At 69.3% G+C, this 14378-nt stretch carries 10 protein-coding genes and 1 tRNA gene; 8 read left to right on the top strand and 3 right to left on the bottom strand.

What is annotated here, in order from left to right; genetic code table 11:
• The 5 genes from GXY47_15200 to GXY47_15180 form a co-directional block, all read left to right on the top strand.
• Positions 1 to 1674 (top strand): multidrug efflux RND transporter permease subunit (locus GXY47_15200; GenBank protein NLV32487.1); only part of this gene is annotated, 1674 nt, incomplete at its 5' end.
• Positions 1664 to 3091, top strand: coding sequence for an efflux transporter outer membrane subunit (locus GXY47_15195; protein ID NLV32486.1), 1428 nt, complete (start codon positions 1664 to 1666; stop codon positions 3089 to 3091). The genes GXY47_15200 and GXY47_15195, both read left to right, overlap by 11 nt.
• Before the next feature lie 40 nt (positions 3092 to 3131).
• Positions 3132 to 5768 carry a hypothetical protein gene (locus GXY47_15190; protein NLV32485.1) on the top strand — a complete coding sequence of 879 codons (2637 nt, stop codon included), beginning with the start codon at positions 3132 to 3134 and terminating at the stop codon, positions 5766 to 5768.
• 15 nt (positions 5769 to 5783) lie between these two features.
• The gene (locus tag GXY47_15185; protein NLV32484.1) at positions 5784 to 6245 is read left to right on the top strand and encodes a Crp/Fnr family transcriptional regulator; all 462 of its coding nucleotides are present in this window, start codon (positions 5784 to 5786) and stop codon (positions 6243 to 6245) included.
• Positions 6246 to 6327: 82 nt separating this feature from the next.
• Positions 6328 to 9039 (top strand): HAD-IC family P-type ATPase, encoded by a 2712-nt coding sequence (locus GXY47_15180; GenBank protein NLV32483.1) that lies wholly within the window; start codon positions 6328 to 6330, stop codon positions 9037 to 9039.
• 16 nt (positions 9040 to 9055) lie between these two features.
• On the opposite strand, the gene GXY47_15175 is transcribed toward GXY47_15180, so the two are convergent.
• Positions 9056 to 9148, bottom strand: a tRNA-Ser gene (locus GXY47_15175).
• A 149-nt stretch (positions 9149 to 9297) separates the two neighbouring features.
• Between GXY47_15175 and GXY47_15170 the strand changes: the two genes are divergently transcribed.
• Genes GXY47_15170 through rsmI form a run of 3 tightly spaced genes read left to right on the top strand, consistent with a single transcriptional unit; the run spans position 9298 to position 12347 of the window.
• On the top strand, positions 9298 to 10743 hold the full coding sequence (locus GXY47_15170) for a glutamate--tRNA ligase (GenBank protein NLV32482.1): 1446 nt from the start codon (positions 9298 to 9300) through the stop codon (positions 10741 to 10743).
• A 16-nt stretch (positions 10744 to 10759) separates the two neighbouring features.
• On the top strand, positions 10760 to 11500 hold the full coding sequence (locus GXY47_15165; GenBank protein ID NLV32481.1) for a pyridoxine 5'-phosphate synthase: 741 nt from the start codon (positions 10760 to 10762) through the stop codon (positions 11498 to 11500).
• Positions 11501 to 11507: 7 nt separating this feature from the next.
• Positions 11508 to 12347: a 16S rRNA (cytidine(1402)-2'-O)-methyltransferase gene (gene rsmI / locus GXY47_15160; GenBank protein ID NLV32480.1), complete on the top strand. Its 840-nt coding sequence runs from the start codon at positions 11508 to 11510 to the stop codon at positions 12345 to 12347.
• On the opposite strand, the gene GXY47_15155 is transcribed toward rsmI, so the two are convergent.
• A complete protein-coding gene (locus GXY47_15155) occupies positions 12340 to 12879 on the bottom strand; it encodes a hypothetical protein (GenBank protein NLV32479.1) in 540 nt (179 codons plus the stop codon). The genes rsmI and GXY47_15155 overlap by 8 nt on opposite strands.
• A 49-nt stretch (positions 12880 to 12928) precedes the next feature.
• A complete protein-coding gene (gene gatA / locus GXY47_15150; GenBank protein NLV32478.1) occupies positions 12929 to 14377 on the bottom strand; it encodes an Asp-tRNA(Asn)/Glu-tRNA(Gln) amidotransferase subunit GatA in 1449 nt (482 codons plus the stop codon).
• Position 14378 lies beyond the last annotated feature (1 nt).

The following is a 14378-nucleotide window of genomic DNA, read 5'->3' as shown; positions in this document are numbered from 1 at the left end:
CCCGTGCTCTGCGCCAACCTGCTCAAGCCGGTGGCGCGCGGGCACGAGGCTGCCGAGACCGGGTTCCGCCTCTTCCGTCCCTTCTTCCTCTGGTTCGACCGCCTGTTCTCCCGGATACGCGAGCGCTACGGTTCGGCCGTGGCCCATATCCTCGATTTTCGGCTCCCCTACTTCGGCGCCTTCGTCCTGATCGTCGCGCTGATGGGATTTTTCTTCATGAGGATGCCCACCGGCTACCTTCCCGACGAGGACCAGGGGGTGCTGCTGACGCTCGTCCAGCTCCCCCCCGGCTCGACCCAGGAACAGACGATCGAGGTCCTGGAGAAGATCCGGAACCATTTCCTCGACAACGAAAAGGAGACGGTGGAGGAGTGCCTCACCATCGCCGGCATGAGTTCGGCCGGGAGGGGGCAGGACCAGGGGATGGTCTACATCAAGCTCAAGGACTGGGACCTGCGCGACTCGCCGGAACTGAAGGCCGACGCCATCGTCGGCCGGGCGATACCCGTCTTCGCCTCGATCCGCAACGCCAGGATCTACCCCGTCATCCCCCCCGCCGTGATCGAACTCGGCATGGCCAAGGGGTTCGACTTCATGCTGCAGGACCGCGGGGGACTGGGGCACGAGAAGCTGATGGAGGCGCGGCTGCAGCTGACGGGAATGGCCATGCAGGACCCGCGCCTGGTCTCGGTGCGCCCGAACGGGATGGAGGACACGGCGCAGCACAAGATCGACATCGACTGGGACAAGGCGGGGGCGCTGGGGGTCTCCGTAAGCGAGGTCCAGAACGCCATCTCGGCCGCGTTCGGGAGCGCCTACGTGAACGATTTCATCCAGGGGGGGCGCGTCAAGCGCGTCTACGTGCAGGCCGACGCCCCCTTCCGGATGCTCCCGGAGCACCTCAACCACTTCTACGTGCGCAACCGGACCGGCGGCATGGTCCCGGTCTCCGCCCTGGCCTCGAGCCACTGGTATTACGATTCGCCGCAGCTCGAGCGGTTCAACGGCTTCCCGTCCCTGAATTTCCAGGGGGAGCCCGCCCCCGGCCGGAGTTCGGGCGAGGCGATGAACGTCATGGAGGAGCTGGCGTCACGGCTCCCGCAGGGATTCGGCCACGAATGGACCGGCCTTTCCTACCAGGAGCGGATGTCCTCGCAGCAGACCGGGATGCTCTACGCCTTCTCCATTCTCGCCATCTTCCTCGTGCTGGCCGCGCTCTATGAAAGCTGGTCCATCCCCGTGACCATCCTCCTGGCGCTTCCGCTCGGCGTGATCGGCGGGGTGTTGGCCTCCACCTGGCGCGGCCTGCCCAACGACGTCTATTTCCAGATCGGGCTTCTGACGGTGCTGGGGCTGACGACCAAGAACGCCATCCTGATCGTGCAGTTCGCGAAACTCCGGGTCGAAGGCGGGATGGGGCTGATCGAAGCCACCCTGGAGGGGGCCAGGCTGCGCCTGCGCCCCATCGTGATGACGTCGCTGGCCTTCGGGTTCGGCGTGCTGCCGCTGGCCATCGCCTCCGGGGCCGGCGCCGGCGCCCAGAAGGCGATCGGCACCAGCGTGCTGGGCGGGATGATCACGGCCACCTTCCTGGCCATCTTCTTCATCCCCCTGTTCTTCGTAATCGTGAGCCGGCTGTTCGGCCGCAAAAAAGGGGCGCCCCATGAAGCGTAGATGCATCTCCCTGCTGCTTGTCGGAATGTCACTTTTCGTCATGGGCTGCCCCCGCCCCGGGAAATACGCCCGCCCGCAGCCGCCGGTCCCCTCGGAATGGCCTTCGGCGGACGCCGCCCGGCCGGACGCCGCGGAGGCCCCCGTCCCCGCGGACCTCGACTGGGAACGGTTCTTCGGGGACCCGAACCTGCGCGCGCTGATCCAGACGGCGCTCGAGAACAACCGCGACCTGCGCGCGGCGGCCCTCAACATCGAGAAGTTCCGGGCGCTGTACCGGATCCAGGGGGCCGAACGCCGTCCCACCGTCGCCGCCAGCGCCAGTCTCGACGCCTACCGGGTCCCCGAAAACCTTGCGGGTGACGGGGGGGCGCAGACCGTCACCGTATACACGGTCGGGCTGGGAACCAGCTCGTGGGAACTCGACTTCTTCGGGCGCATCCGCAGCCTCGAGAGCCGGGCGCTGGAGCAGTTCCTGGCGAGCGAGCAGGCGCGCGCCGCGACCCAGGTCTCGCTCGTCGCGGCGGTCGCCTACGGCTACCTTTCCCTGGCCGCGGACCGGGAAAACCTGGAGATCGCCCGCTCCACCCTCCGGACGCAGCAGGAAGCGCTCGAGCTGATCGGGCGGACGCGCGACCTCGGAATCGGCAACGACCTGGAAGTCCGGCAGGCCGAGAGCCAGGTCGAGGCCGCGCGGGTGGAGATCGCCCGCTTCGCCGGCCAGGAGGACCTCGACAGAAACGCCCTCGACCTCGTCGTGGGCGCCCCGGTGCCGGAGGACCTCCTCCCCTCGAGCCTTGAAGCGGCCGCACGCCTGGGGGAGATCTCCGCCGGGATGCCGTCCGAGATACTGCTCCGGCGCCCCGACATCCTCATGGCCGAGCACCGGCTGAAGGGGGCCCAGGCCAACATCGGGGCGGCGCGCGCCGCCTTCTTCCCCCGCATCGCCCTCACCGCCGCCGGGGGGATCACCAGCGGGGACCTGGGCGAGCTCTTCAAGCCCGGGGCCGGCACCTGGAATTTCATGCCGCAGGTGTCGCTGCCGATCTTCGATTCCGGATCCCGCCGGGCGCAATACGACGCCGCCGGCTTCGACCGGGACATCGCCGTCGCCGAATACGAGCGGGCGATCCAGACGGCGTTCCGCGAGGTGAGCGACGCCCTGAGCCGCAGGGGTTCGCTCCTGGCCCAGCAGCAGGCGCTCGAGTCGCTGGTGCGCACCCTCGAGGAAACCCACCGCCTGTCCGAAGCCCGGTACGAAAGCGGGATCGACGGGTACCTCGGCGTCCTCGTCGCCCAGCGCGAGCTCTACGCCGCCCGGCAGCAGCTCGTGTCGCTCCGGCTGGCCCGCTGGAGCAACCGGGTCACCCTCTACAAGGTTCTCGGGGGAGGGGCTAAAAAGAGCGGGGATTTCTGGTAGTCTATGAAGAGCAGGGGAGTTCGGCCGCCGGAAAATCTCTATGGAACAGATCAGGTCGTTTCTGAAGGTGCAGCGGGGGGAGGGAAAGCCCCTCCTGCTCCTGTTCCTCTACCTGATGCTGGCCCTGGCCTCCTTCACCATCGCGCGGGCCGTACGCGACTCTCTCTTTCTGGACCAATACGGCGCCATAAACCTGCCTTACGCCTACCTGGCCATCGCCGTGGTCATCAGCGCCGTCGTCTCCCTCTATGTCCGCCTGGCCGCGCGCCTCAGCCAGGCGACGCTGATCACGGCCACCCTCCTCTTCTTCATCCTGAACCTGATTCTGTTCTGGTGGGCGGCCCCGCGCGGGTGGGACGCGCTCCCCGCCCTCTTCTACGTCTGGACCAGCATCTACGGCATCATCGTGACCGCCCAGGTCTGGACCGTGGCGGGGATGATCCTGGACACGCGTCAGGCGCGCCGGCTTTTTCCCCTGCTGGGGAGCGGGGGGATCCTGGGGGCCTTCCTGGGCGGCGTCTTCGCCGCCGTCGCGGTCCGGAGCGCCGGCACGCACAACCTGATCCTCCTCCTCCTGGTCTTTCCCGTCCTCGGCATCGCCATCGTCCGGCTCCTCTCCCGGCGCTTCTGCCGCAACTGCCGGGTGTGCCAGCGGGCGCAGCCGGCCGTCGACTCCCTGAAGGGGGAGCAGGGACTCGCACCGGTCGCGCGCAGGATCCTCCGGTCCCGTTACCTGCGCCTGATCGTGGGGCTGCTCGCACTTTCAGCAGTGGTGACGCTGCTGGTCGATTTCCAGTTCAAGCTGGCGGTCCAGGAATCGATCCGCTCGGCCGACCGCCTGACCGCGTTTTTCGGCTCCTTTTACGCCTGGGTGGGACTGGCTTCCTTCCTGCTGCAGATCCTGGCCGGCCGCTGGCTCGTCGACCGGCACGGCATCCGGGTCGCCCTCCTCATCCTGCCGATCGCCCTTCTTTCCGGTACCCTGGTCCTTCTGGCCTTTCCCCTGAGACTCTGGGCCGCCCTGCTGCTGAGAGGGGGGGACGGCATCCTGCGGCACTCGATCGACAAGCCCGCGCTCGAACTCCTCTTCGTGCCGATCCCGCAATCCGCGCGCGCCGAGGTGAAGTCCGCCATCGACATGGTGATCCCGCGCCTGGCCGACGGCCTCGGGGGCCTGCTGCTGCTCCTCCTCACCCGGGGGCTCCAGCTGGGGACACGGGGGACGGGCCTCGTCAACCTGGGGCTGCTCGGACTCTGGCTCTGGATGGCGGTCCGCATCCGCCGGGAACACGTCTCCACCCTGCGGGCCAATCTCTCGGAGCGGCAGATCTTCCCGGGGCACGCCCTGCAGGCCGCGTTTCTCGACCGCGAGTCCACCGAGCGGGTCCGGGCCATGCTGGAGGAAAGGCAGGAGGACGTCGTCCTGTACGCGATCGAACTGGCGCTGGCCATCGGCCGGCGGGAGCTCATTCCGGCGCACCTCCTGCGGCACCCTTCCCCTTCGATCCGCTCCCGCGCGCTGGACGTGCTCCCGATGACGGCCGATGACCTCGAACGGACGCTCCGGGAGGAGGAGGACCCGAGGATAAGGGCCCGGATCCTCGCGCGCGGCTACAGCATGCGACCGGCCTTGGAGTCGCCGGCGGCCCCGGACGAGCACCTGCGCTCCGGCGACATCCACATGCGCCTGGCGGCCGTGACGGGGCTGCTGCACCACACGCCCCCCCAGGACATCCAGACCGCCAGGGACTACCTCCGGATGGCCGTCGGCCCGCTCGACGACGATTCGGCCGAATGGGTCTTCGTGGCCGAGGCGCTCGGGGAGATCCACCACCCGGCGGTGGTCGGGCTGCACATGCGCCTGATGGCCCACCCCGATCGCGCCGTCCGGAGAAAAGCCATCCTCTCCGCGGGCCGGGCGGGGCAGCGAGAACTGGTGCCCGTGCTGGTGCGGATGCTGGCGGCGCGCGACTCCTCGAGCGCGGCGCGCAGCGCGCTCGAGGAATACGGCGAACGGATCCTCGGCACCCTGGGCGACATCTTCACCGACCCCTTCGAGGACATGGAGATCCGCAGGCAGATCCCGCTGGTGCTGGGACGGCTGCCGAGCCAGCGGACGGTGGACATCCTGACCGAAGCGCTGGAGGAGGAGGACGGCCTGCTTGGGCTGCGCACCATCGGCGCGCTGAACCGCCTGCGCATCAGCGGCCGGGACCTCCGCTTCGAGGAGAAGGCGGTCACGAGCCGCATCCGGGCGGAGGGGAAGCGGGCGCTCCGGTACGAACACGCCCTGCACGAGCTCTACCCGGACCCGACCGGGGACCTGCTCGAGCAGCTCCTGCGGGAGAAGATCCAGCAGGGGCGCGAGCGCGTCTTCCGGCTGCTGGGGCTTGTGCTCCCGCCGGCGGCGGCGCACGCGGCCTACCGCGCGATCCTGGAAAAGGACTCTGCCATGCGGGCCAACGGCATCGAATACCTGGACAACGCGCTGCCCGCCGCGCTGAGAAAATGGGTCCTCCCGCTCCTGGAATCCAGAAAGGAGGCCCCCGACGCCCCGGTTTCGGTTATTCTGGAGGAGTTCTGCCGGAGCAGGGACCCGGTGCTGCGGGAATGCGCCCAGGACGCCGTCGCCCGGCGCCGCTGGCCCGGGGCGGCCGTCGCCGGGGCGCCGGCCTGACCGGAGGGAGACGCGATGTCGGACCAGATCCAGTACGAACCCCAGGCCTGCCGCCGGGCGGAGCCCGAGCGCTTCACCGTGCTCCGCCGCGCGGAGGTGCTCCGGAAGGCCGACATCTTTTCCCGGGCGACCGTGGAGGAACTGCTCCACCTGGCCGCCATCTCCCGCGAGGTGCGCTTCGCCGGGGGGGACCAGATCTTCAGGCGGGGAGAGCCGGCCGACGCGATCTACATCCTTATCGGAGGCCGCGTGGAGCTCGAGGGGGACGCGCACCGCGACTCGCCAGGCCCCTTCGAGGCGGTCGGCCTCTACGAGGTCCTGTCCGACCAGCGGCGCGCCGCCTCCGCCCGGGCGGCGGAGGAGACCCTGGCCCTGAAGATCGAGGCCCAGGACTTCTTCGACCTCCTCTCGCACAACATCGAGATCGTACAGGGCATCTTCCGGCTCCTGATCCAGGAGCTTTCCGACCCGAAATAGGCGTCCTCCCCGGCCGGCAGGAAGCGGCCGGCTTCCATAGGAGACCGACCCCATGCGCATCGGAGACCTGGATATCGAGAAAATGGAGCTCGAGGAGATGCCGGACCGCCCCGTCCCCTGGCACGCCCTCGCCGACGACGCCCTCCACCGCAAGCTGCAGACGAGGCGCGACGGGATCGATGACGCGCATGCGGAGGAGCGCCGGCGGGTGTTCGGGAAGAACATCCTCCCCTCGAAACGTCCTCCGACGCTGGTGGAGGTTTTCCTGCACCAGTTCAGGAGCCCCCTGATCTACATCCTCCTCATCGCGGCGGTGGTGGCCGTGCTGATGGACGACCTCAAGGACGCGCTCTTCATCTTCGCGGTGATCCTGCTGAACGCCGCCATCGGCACGGTGCAGGAATACCGCGCCGAACGGAGCGCCCACTCCCTGCAGCAGCTGCTGCGCATCCAGGCGCGGGTGATCCGCTCCGGCAGGACGCGGATGACGCCGGCGGAGGACATCGTCCCGGGCGACGTGGTGCTGCTCGAATCGGGGGACAAGGTCCCCGCCGACCTGCGCCTGGTCGAGGCCGCCAACCTCACGATGGACGAGGCGTTCCTCACCGGGGAGTCGGTGGCGGCCGAGAAGGCGCCGCAGCCCCTCCCGATCGACACCCCGGTCAGCGACCGGGAGAACATGGCCTACGCGGGGGCCACCGTGTTGACGGGGCGCGGGCTCGGACTGGTCGTCGCCACCGGCACGCACACCGAGGTCGGAAAGATCGCCCGGGCGGTCACGGAGGAGGCCGGCGCGCAACCCCCGCTCGTGATCCGGATGGAACGGTTCGCCCGGCAGATCAGCGTCGTTGTCCTGATCTTCGCCGCCCTGCTCGGCGCCGTGTCCTTCGCCCGCGGCATGCCCCTCGAGGAGGTCTTCATCCTGGTCATCGCCATGGCGGTGTCCGCCATTCCCGAAGGGCTCCCCATCGCCATGACCGTGGCGCTGTCGCTCGCGGCCGCCCGGATGGCGCGCCGCCACGTGATCGTGAGGCGTCTCTCGGCCGTCGAGAGCCTTGGGAGCTGCACGGCGGTGGCCAGCGACAAGACCGGCACGCTCACGGTCAACCAGCAGACCGTCAGGCTCCTGCATCTCCCCGACGGAAGCGTTTTCGAGGTGTCGGGGCAGGGGTATAACGGAACCGGAGCGGTGACGCACGGCGGCGCGGAGATCAGCGACGCCGGGAAGAGGCGTCTGGAGAGCATCGGGCTCGCTTCCCTGCTCTGCAACGAGGCGTCGCTCTCGCGGGCAGGGGACGGGTGGGAACATTCGGGGGACGCCATGGATGTCGCCCTGCTCGCACTGGCTCACAAGCTGGGAATCGACCCGGAGGAAGCCCGCAGGCGCCATCCGCTGATTCACCGGGTCCCCTTCGAATCGGAGACGCGGTACGCAGCGGCGGTCTACGAGCTGGACGGGCGGAAGGAGGTCGCGGTCAAGGGGGCCGTGGAGGAGGTCCTCCGCTTCTGCGACACGATGGAGCGGGACGGGGAAAGCGTCCCCCTCGATGGCGAAGCCGTCGTGCGGCAGGCGGAGCGGCTGGCCGGGGACGGCTACCGCGTGCTCGCCCTGGCGACGGGGACGCTCCGGGAAGAGCCCGAACGGTTCGATTCGGGTCGCGTTCCCCGCCTGGCGCTCCAGGCCCTGATCGGGTTCATCGACCCGCTGCGTCCCGAAGTCCGGGACGCGATCGCCGAGGCCCGCGGTGCGGGCGTCAAGGTGGTGATGATCACGGGGGACCACCCCGCCACCGCCTTCGCCATCGCGCGGGAACTCGGGATCTCCTCGGACCGGGAGAGCGTCGTCAGCGGGCACGACCTGGCCGTGACCGGATCGTACGACACGCCCGAATTTTTCGAAACCGTCCGGCGGGCGCGCGTCTTCGCCCGCGTCACGCCCGACCAGAAACTGCACATCGTCGACGCCCTCATGCACCTCGGCGATTTCGTCGCCGTGACCGGGGACGGGGTCAACGACGCCCCGGCCCTCAGGAAGGCCAACATCGGCGTGGCCATGGGTTCGGGAACCGACGTCGCGCGCGACACCGCGTCGATGATCGTGACCGACGACAATTTCGCCTCCATCGTCGCCGGGATCGAGGAGGGGCGCCACGCCTACGCCAACGTGCGCAAGGTGACGCTCCTGCTGATCTCCACCGGCCTGGCGGAACTGGTCCTGATCGGGCTTTCGGTGGCGACGGGGTACCCCGTCCCCCTGCTGGCGGTGCAGATCCTCTGGCTCAACCTCGTGACCAACGGCATCCAGGATGTCGCGCTGGCGTTCGAGGCGGGAGAACGGGGGGTGATGCGCCTGCCCCCCCGCAGCCCCGGGGAAGGGCTGTTCAACCGGAAGATGGTCGAGCAGGTCCTGGTCGCCGGAATCATCATGGCGCTCGTGTGCTACGCCGGCTGGGTGTGGCTGCTGGCGAACGGTTGGGACGAGGGGAGCGCGCGCAACGGGGTGCTCACCCTGCTGGTGCTCATGCAGTTCTACCATGTCATGAACTGCCGCTCGGAACACCGCTCCGCTTTCCGGGTCCCCCTGAAGAACAACCCCGTCCTCATGACCGGAATGGCGGCCGCCTTCCTGCTGCACATCGCCGCCACGGAGGTCCCCTTCCTCCGGTACCTGCTGGGAACGGAACCGCTCTCGGTCGAAAAATGGCTGTTGTTCGCGGTTGCGGCGGCGGCGGTGCTCCTGGCGATGGAAGGCTACAAATGGTGGAGCCGGCGGAAAACGGCCGACGGGATTTGAGCCGGCGGGGGGGGCGTGGCGGAGAGGGAGGGATTCGAACCCTCGATACCGGTTTTGCCAGTATAACTGCTTAGCAGGCAGCCCTGTTCGACCACTCCAGCACCTCTCCGCGGGGCGCGGGCCCGGGGCCCGCTGGTCGAGAGGTCATAGTATAGGATTCGAACGGCAAAATCCACCTCCAAGGGGGGCAAAATTCCGGCCCGTTTCTTTCGCCGGCGCCCCGTGCATGATAAGCTAAGCCTTTTCGAGGTCAGCGTCATGCCCAGCCAGGTCCGCGTCCGTTTCGCCCCGAGTCCCACCGGGTACCTCCACGTCGGGGGCGCCCGGACCGCGCTCTTCAACTGGCTCTTCGCCCGTCATCACGGGGGCCGCTTCGTGCTGCGGATCGAGGACACCGACGTCTCCCGCTCGTCGGAGGAGATGGTGGAGGGGATCCTCGAGGGGATGCGGTGGCTGGGGCTCGACTGGGACGAAGGCCCCCACTACCAGTCGCTCCGGCTCGAACGCTACCGGGAATTCGCCGCCGGGTTGCTCGCGTCGGGGAAGGCCTACCGCTGCTTCTGCGGCGCGGCCGGGGACGACCGCGACTACCGCGGGGAACCGTCGGGCGCGGCCGGACACGCCTGCCCGGGTCTCGACGCCGCGGCCTCCGACCGGCGGGCGGAGGCGCGGGAGCCGTTCGCGTTGCGTTTTCGCGTGCCCCCGGGTAAAACCGCCTTCGAGGACAGCGTGTTCGGGCGGATCGAGGTGGACCACGCGACCCTGGAGGACTTCGTCCTCCTGCGCTCCGACGGGGCGCCCACCTACCACCTCGGCGTGGTCGTCGACGACCTGGACATGGACATCACCCACGTGATCCGCGGGGCGGATCATATTTCCAACACCCCCAAGCAGATCCTGCTCTACGAGGCCGCCGGGCGCCCGCTCCCCGTCTTCGCCCACCTCCCGCTGATCCTGGGGCCGGACAAACAGCGGCTCTCCAAGCGGCACGGGGCGACGTCGGTCATGGCCTACGCGGAAGCGGGCTACCTGCCGGAAGCATTTTTCAATTTCCTATCGCTCCTGGGGTGGTCCCCCGGGGACGACCGGGAGATCCTCGACCGGCGGGAGCTGGTCTCGGCCTTTTCCCTGGAAGGGGTCGGCCGGGCCAACGCCGTGTTCGGGACCGACAAGCTGGACTGGTTCAACGGACAGTACCTGCGCGCGCTGCCCGGCGCACGGTTGCGCGCCCTGGCCGGCGAGGAGCTGAAGAAGGCGGGCGTATGGCGGGAACCGCCCGCCGACTACCCGCCCGATACCCTGGACGCGGTCCTCGAGCTGTTGAAGAGCCGCGTGCGCACGCCGCCCGACTGGAGCGGCACCTTCCGTGCCTTTTTCTCCGAGGATTTCGCCTACGACCCGGCCGCGGCGGCGAAGTTCCTCTCCGACCCGAGCCTGGGAGAACTGGTGGCGGCGCTCGGGGCCCGCTACCGCGACGCGGAGAGCTTCACCCTGGAGTCGACCGAGAGGCTGCTGCGCGAACTGGCCTCCGAGCGCGGGGTCAAGGCCGGGCTCCTGATCAACGCCGCAAGGGTGGGACTCACGGGCCAGGGGGTGGCCCCGGGGCTTTTCGAAATCATGCTCGCGCTGGGAAAAGAGCGGACGCTGGCGCGCCTCGGCCGCCTCGCGCGCACGCTGCAGAACGGCAAAACCGACAACGAATGATGAAAACGGGGGAGTTATGACCAAGCTGGGCGTGAACATCGACCACATCGCCACCCTTCGCCAGGCGCGCCAGGCGCTCGAGCCCGACCCGGTCGCCGCGGCGATCCTGGCCGAACTCGCGGGCGCGGACGGCATCACGGTCCACCTGCGCGGCGACCGGCGCCACATCCGGGACAGCGACGTGCGCCGGCTGAGGGAGACGGTGACGACGCGGCTGAACCTCGAGATGGCCGTGACGCCCGAGATGGTCCGGCTCGCCACCGGCCTTCATCCCGACCAGGCGACCCTGGTCCCGGAAAGGGCGGAGGAGATCACCACCGAGGGGGGGCTCGACATCCTGGCCCACCCCGAGTCGATCGAGGCCGCCATCCAGGAACTGGAAGCCGCCGGGATCCAGGTCAGCCTCTTCATCGACCCCGAACCCGGGCAGGTGGACGCCGCCGCCGATCTCGGCGCCTCGATGATCGAGCTCAACACCCGCGCCTACTCCGAGGCCACGCCCAGAAGCCCGGACCTGGCGGGTGATGCCTCGAGGAGGGAGCTGACCAAGGTCGTCCAGGCGTCGGAACGGGGGAGGAAAAAGGGGCTCAAGGTCCTGGCCGGGCACGGGCTGACCTACCGGAACGTCCGCCCCGTGTCGGCCATCCCCGAAATCGAGGAGCTCAACATCGGGCACAACATCCTCGCGCGGGCCGCGCTGGTCGGGATCGAGCGCGCCGTCCGGGAAATGCTCCGGGCCATGAACGGCGCCGATTAGGCGGTCCATGCTCTACCTCGTCGCCACCCCCCTGGGGAACCTGGAGGACATCACGCTGCGGGCCCTGCGCATCCTGAAGGAGGCGGACCTGGTCGCCTGCGAGGACACCCGGTACACGGCCAGGCTCCTCGCGCACTACGGGATCTCCACCCCGAGGGAGAGCTACCACAAGTTCAACGAGGAGAGTCGCACCCGGCGTTTCCTGGAAATGCTCCGGGAGGGGCGCACGATCGCCCTGGTCAGCGATTCGGGGACCCCCCTGGTCTCCGACCCGGGCTACACCCTCGTCGAGGCCTGCCGCCGCGAGGGGATCCCCGTCACGCCGATCCCCGGCCCCTCGGCCGCCATCGCCGCGCTGGTCGGGTCGGGACTCCCGGCCGACGCCTTCCTCTTCGCCGGGTTTCTCCCCCCCCGGGCCGCCGCACGTCGGCGCCGGCTCGAGGAACTGGCGCCGGTGCCGGCCACCCTCCTTTTTTATGAATCCCCCCACCGTCTGCTGGCCTCGCTCGGGGACATGGCCGAGGTGCTGGGGGAAAGAAGGGCGTGCGTCGCGCGGGAACTGACCAAGATCCACGAGGAGTTCCTCTCCGGCACCCTCCCCGAACTCCTCCGCATCCTGGGGGAGAGAGCCCGGATCCAGGGGGAAATCACCCTGGTGATCGACCGGGGGGAAGCCGCGCCGGGGCTTCCCCCCTTCCCCGATTCGATCGAGCGGCACCTCGCCGAGGAGATGGAGAAGTCCGGCCTGCCGCGCAACGAGGCCTTGAAGTCGGTGGCCCGGCAGCGGGGCATCACCCGGAAAGAGGCCTACAACCTCCTGATCGGCGACCGGCGGCCGGTCACCTGATCCCCCTGCCGTCGAGCTCCCCGGGGAGATAGCCCGCCCTCTTCCCCTCGTCGTAGCACTCGGCGCGCTCGCGGCGCAATTCGCCGAGCTTCTCCCCTATCTCCCCGACCTCCGCCTCGAGCCGGGCGCGGGCGTCCGCCCTGCGGTTCCCCGCCCGCGGGTCGAGCGGGCCGGATCCGGGAAGGGACCGGCGCCCCGCCTCCAGCCGCTCCCGCCTGAGGGCGAGCTGCCGCTCCTCCCGGCGGATCGCCTGGTCCAGCTTGCGCAGGGCATTCTGATAGTGCCGGAGCGATTTCAAGCCCTCCCCTGCGGGCGGGAGCGGGCCCGGCACCGGCGCGGGAGCCGGGGGAGTCCCCCGGGTCACGTTCCCCCCCGGAGCCCAGAGGGCGGGGTCCCCGTCGATAACCCTTTCGGCCCTCTCCTCCGAGTCCACCCGCTCTCTTCGCTCCGCTTCCCGGGAGGCGACGTCGGCGAGCGACTGGGCCGCCAGGACCCACAGCAGTACCAAGTGGAAGGAATGGCAGACGCCCATGCCTTACTAATGAACCCGCCCGCTTTTGAGCGAAAAAAAAGGCCCGGCCTCAGACCCGCAGGGGGGGAGGGGCCACGGGGAATGCCCGGACGTAGGTCTGGGCCAGGCGGAGCAGCAGCGGTTCCTGGAACAGGTTTCCCAGGATCTGCATCCCGATCGGCAGCCCTCCGGTCGTGAACCCGCAGGGGACGCTGACGGCGGGGATCCCCGCCAGGTTGGCCGTCACCGTGTAGATGTCCGAAAGGTACATGGACAGGGGGTCCGAGGCCTTTTCACCGATCCTGAACGCCGCGGTCGGGCTGACGGGGCCCAGGAGGGCATCCACCTTTTCGAACACCCGCTCGTAGTCCCGGCGGATGAGGGTCCGGACCTTCATGGCCCGGCCGTAATAGGCCTCGTAATAGCCGGAGGAGAGGGCGTAGGTTCCGATCATGATCCGGCGCCGGACCTCGGGGCCGAACCCGAGGGTGCGGGTCCTGCGGTACATGTCCATCAGGTCTTCGGGCGCTTCGACGCGGAAGCCGTATTTCACCCCGTCGTAGCGCGCGAGGTTGGAGCTCGCCTCCGCCGGGGCGATGATGTAGTAATCGGCGATCGCGAACCGGGTGTGGGGCAGCGACACCTCGACCACGTCGCACCCGAGCCTGCCGGCGTTCTGGATCCCCGCTTCGACCGCCGCCTTCACCTCGGGGTCCAGTCCCTGCCCGAAGTATTCCTTCGGGACGCCCAGGCGCAGCCGGCCCGGCGGCCGATCGAGTTCCGCCGCGTAGTCCGGCACGGGGGCCGGCGCGGAGGTGGAATCGAGCGGGTCCCGGCCCGCGATCTGGCCCAGGAGCAGGGCGATGTCCCGCGGGCTGTTCCCCAGCGGGGCTATACAGTCGAGCGAGGAGGCGAAGGCCACCAGCCCGTAGCGCGAGATGCGGCCGTAAGTCGGCTTCAGCCCGACGACGTTGCAGAAGGAGGCCGGCTGGCGGACCGACCCCCCGGTCTCGGAACCGAGGGCGAGCGCGGCCATGCCGGCGGCCACGGCCACGGCGCTGCCGCCGCTGCTCCCCCCCGGCACGCGGTCGAGGTCGTAGGGGTTGCGCGTGACCCGCAGCGCGGAGTTCTCCGTGGAGGACCCCATGGCGAACTCGTCGCAGTTGACCTTGCCCACCACCACGGCGCCGGCCGCCTCCAGGCGTTCGATCGCCGTGGCGCTGTAGGGGGGGACGTAATGCTCCAGCATCCTGGAGCCGCAGGTCGTGCAGAGGCCCCGGGTGCAGATATTGTCCTTGACGGCGACGGGGACCCCGGCGAGCGGAAGCGGGCGTTCCCTCACCTCGCGGTCGACCTGCCCGGCCCGCTCCAGCACCCGGCCGGGATCACAGGTGAGAAAGGCCCCGAGCGCCGGGTCGGCCTCCCCGATCCGCGCGAGCGACCGCTCGGCTACCTCGCGCGCGGAAATCTCCCGGGAATTGACCGCCTTCTGAATGGCGTACGCGTCTCGAATATCCATA

This window comes from Acidobacteriota bacterium, from assembly GCA_012729555.1.
Taxonomy (GTDB): domain Bacteria; phylum Acidobacteriota; class UBA6911; order UBA6911; family UBA6911; genus UBA6911.
The sequence above is the reverse complement of the archived record's forward strand: the minus strand, read 5'-3'. Positions and strand labels throughout refer to the sequence as shown.

What these genes read in the sequence shown, in the direction of transcription:
- GXY47_15195 (NLV32486.1), top strand. Translation starts at nt 1,664, where the DNA reads ATGAAGCGTAGATGCATCTCCCTGCTGCTTGTCGGAATGTCACTTTTC.
- GXY47_15190 (NLV32485.1), top strand. Translation starts at nt 3,132, where the DNA reads ATGGAACAGATCAGGTCGTTTCTGAAGGTGCAGCGGGGGGAGGGAAAG.
- GXY47_15185 (NLV32484.1), top strand. Translation starts at nt 5,784, where the DNA reads ATGTCGGACCAGATCCAGTACGAACCCCAGGCCTGCCGCCGGGCGGAG.
- GXY47_15180 (NLV32483.1), top strand. Translation starts at nt 6,328, where the DNA reads ATGGAGCTCGAGGAGATGCCGGACCGCCCCGTCCCCTGGCACGCCCTC.
- GXY47_15170 (NLV32482.1), top strand. Translation starts at nt 9,298, where the DNA reads ATGCCCAGCCAGGTCCGCGTCCGTTTCGCCCCGAGTCCCACCGGGTAC.
- GXY47_15165 (NLV32481.1), top strand. Translation starts at nt 10,760, where the DNA reads ATGACCAAGCTGGGCGTGAACATCGACCACATCGCCACCCTTCGCCAG.
- rsmI (NLV32480.1), top strand. Translation starts at nt 11,508, where the DNA reads ATGCTCTACCTCGTCGCCACCCCCCTGGGGAACCTGGAGGACATCACG.
- GXY47_15155 (NLV32479.1), bottom strand. Translation starts at nt 12,879, where the DNA reads ATGGGCGTCTGCCATTCCTTCCACTTGGTACTGCTGTGGGTCCTGGCG.
- gatA (NLV32478.1), bottom strand. Translation starts at nt 14,377, where the DNA reads ATGGATATTCGAGACGCGTACGCCATTCAGAAGGCGGTCAATTCCCGG.